A 3,372-nucleotide genomic window follows, 5' to 3' on the forward strand; every position below is an offset into this window, starting at 1 on the left:
TAAAAAGATATTCTAAATTGGGTAATCGTTACAACCCACTACTGAAAAGTAGCAAAGCCTATGGAGTGTTATAGCAAACCAAAGTAGCTTCGGCAAAATGGGACATTATGAAGTAGGAAAGAAACAAAATCTTTAATTTGTAGATTTTTATAGATTTTTGGTAACGGGACTTTCATGAAAATATCTAAATCCATACATACAATAGATTCCCATACAATGGGAGAACCTACTAGAGTTGTAATTGGTGGGGTACCAGTAATTCCAGGAAAGACTATGGCAGAGAAAAAGGCCTACTTAGAAGATAATTTAGATACACTAAGAACATCTATTATGCACGAGCCAAGAGGACATAATGACATGTTTGGTTCAATAATTACTCAACCGACAATGGAAGATGCAGACATAGGAATCATATTTATGGATGGGGGTGGATATTTAAATATGTGTGGTCATGGTTCAATAGGAGCAGTTACTGTAGCAGTAGAAACGGGTATGGTTCCAGTAATAGAACCTTTTACAGAAATAAACTTAGAATCACCAGTAGGGCTTATTAGATCTAGAGTAAAAGTTCAAGATGGAAAGGCTAAGGAAGTTTCCATTGTAAATGTTCCATCATTTTTGTACAAGGAGAACCAAGAAGTATTTGTACCTAGTCTTGGCAAAAAAATAATATTTGATATATCTTTTGGTGGAAGTTTTTTCATATTAGTTAAATCAGAAGAATTAGGATTAGATATATGTGCACAAAACACTACTAAGCTATCAAGTATAGGTATGGAAATATTAGAAATAGTAAACAGAGAAATTAAAATTCAACATCCAACACTAGAGCATATTAAGACTGCTGACCTAGTAGAAGTATATGGACCTGCAAAGAGCCCAGAGGCAAATCTTCAAAATGTTGTAATTTTTGGGGATGGTCAAGTGGATAGATCACCTTGTGGAACTGGTACTAGTGCTAAGGTTGCCACATTATATGCAAGGGGAAAACTTGATTTAAATGAAGAGTTTGTATACGAAAGTATTACAGGAACAATGTTTAAAGCAAGAGCATTAGAAGAAGTTCAGTGTGCTGGATATATGGCTGTAATTCCAGAAATAACAGGAAGTGCTTATATTACTGGATTCAATTATTTCTTAATAGATATGGAAGACCCACTTAGGCATGGGTTTACTTTAAGATGAAGAATAAATATGCCTAAGTTGTTCAAGTAGAATGAATTTAAATTCACAAATCTATAAAGGATGTAAAAGCAGTTAGTTTTCATATATAGAAACTAACTATTTCTTACACCATAGGAATTTATAAGCATTTAAAATTCATGAGGGATTATGGGAAAAAATGGAGGAAAAAGCAAAGAAAAGGAGAATATATTCATAGTAAGTGGTAAGCTAATAAAGGGGTATGGAATTATGGTGGAAATGGATATAAGGGAGTATGAGAAAATTATAGATTTTATAGATATTCAAATTTGGACTTTAACAGATGTGGATAAGTATGGAATTGTTAATCATACTCATGCTACTTTTTTAGGAAAGACGAAGGAAGAACTTAGAAATAAAAGACTTGATGAAATTTTATCTAGTAGGGAAGCATTAGTATGTATAGCTAGCACTAAGAGGGTTTGGGATTTAAAAGAGACTGTAATAACGAGAGAGTGGATTAGAAACTATAAAGGAGAAGAAAGGGTATTAAAAGTAATAAAAAAGCCCCAAATTGGAGAAACGGGTGAAGTAAAATATATAATATGTAAGGCCTTTGACATAACTAAAAGTGTTAGAAGGAAAACGAGGCAAAGAATAAGTAATTTACAATATAAGTCTATTGTGGAAAATCATAAAGATTTCATATGTAAATTTTTACCTGATACCACATTGACCTATGGAAATAAGGCCTATTGTGATTATTATGGTAAAACCTATGAGGACTTAATTGGAAGTAAGTTTTTAGATTTAATACCAGAGGATGAACAAAAGGGGACTATGAGAAATTATGATTTAATTAATGTGAATAATCCTGTAATAAGCCATGAACATAAAAGTATCTGTAAGGGTGGTAACTTAAGTTGGAAAAGGTGGACAGAGGAGGCATTTTTTGATGACTATGGGAACATAATAGAATTTCAATCTGTGGGAGTAGATATAACAGATCTAAAGGTGAAAGAGGCTTTTTTAGATGAAAAGATAAAGGAAAGTGAAGAGGTTATAAGTAATATATTAGAATATGATAAATTAAAGACTGAGTTTTTTGCTAATATATCCCATGAACTTAGGACACCCCTCAATTTGATATTGGGAACATTACAATTAATAGAATTAAAAAAGAAAAATATAAGTCTTATGGATAAAGAACATAAGATATTGAAGCAAAATTCCTATAGATTAATAAGATTAATCGATAATTTAATAGATGTTACAAAAATAGACGCAGGTTATTTAGAACTCTCCCTTTGTAATAGTAATATAGTAAAAGTAGCAGAAGATATAACCTTATCGGTAGTTGGTTTTGCTGAAAATAAAGGTATTAACGTCATATTTGAAACTAATAGGGAAGAACATTATGTGGCATTTGACCTAGATAAACTTGAAAGAATATTATTAAATTTATTGTCTAATGCCTTAAAATTTACTAATGAGGGTGGAAAAATTCAAGTTACAGTAAATGTGGATCAGGAAAATACATCTATCTTAGTAGAAGATGATGGAATAGGCATACCAAAGAACAAAATTGATAAAGTATTTGATAGATTTGTTCAGGTGGATAAGACCTTCAAAAGAAATAGAGAAGGTAGTGGAATTGGACTTGCATTAACTAGTGAACTTATAAAAATGCATGGGGGCAATATTTCTGTTGAAAGTGAAATAAATAATGGAAGTAAGTTTAAATTCACTATACCAAACAAAAGAATAGAAAATATAGAAAATAATAATTGGGATAAGTGTTATAATAATTCTGTTGAACGAACTTATATTGAGTTTTCAGATATATATTCATAAATATAGATTTCTGGTGTATAAACTTGCTTTATGCGGGCCTATTTCAGGAAAATATATTGAAAATCTTTTCCGCCCAAGTCCTTGTCACAAGCGAAAGTGTGAATCTTCGTATATAGGTTCATGTGTCATGTTGGAGTAGCATAGGATGTTGTGACGTTCCAGGGTTCCAAAAATTTTCAATAGTTTCCCTTATAGGCAAGTTACTGTATAAAGAAAGCTTAGTGTTGATAAATCTATATAGATTTCTTGGTAAAAACCTTGTTTTATGTTAGGAAATTTCTAACATTTGTTAACGAATAAACTTTATCTGGATATTCACTATATTCGGTATATATATTATATATGTCATACACAAGTTCATCTAAGGAACTTCTA

2 protein-coding genes are annotated in these 3,372 nt (G+C 31.2%); both read left to right on the forward strand.

Going from position 1 to position 3,372, the window contains the following annotated elements; genetic code table 11:
- Window positions 1-174 precede the first annotated feature (174 nt).
- Window positions 175-1,185, forward strand: coding sequence for a proline racemase (locus N4A57_RS10730; protein ID WP_293657994.1), 1,011 nt, complete (start codon window positions 175-177; stop codon window positions 1,183-1,185).
- A 147-nt stretch (window positions 1,186-1,332) separates the two neighbouring features.
- Window positions 1,333-2,997 carry a sensor histidine kinase gene (locus tag N4A57_RS10735; RefSeq protein WP_293657995.1) on the forward strand — a complete coding sequence of 555 codons (1,665 nt, stop codon included), beginning with the start codon at window positions 1,333-1,335 and terminating at the stop codon, window positions 2,995-2,997.
- The last annotated feature ends 375 nt before the right edge of the window (window positions 2,998-3,372 follow it).

The organism is Anaeromicrobium sp. (genome assembly GCF_025210435.1).
In the GTDB taxonomy this organism is placed as follows: domain Bacteria; phylum Bacillota; class Clostridia; order Peptostreptococcales; family Thermotaleaceae; genus Anaeromicrobium.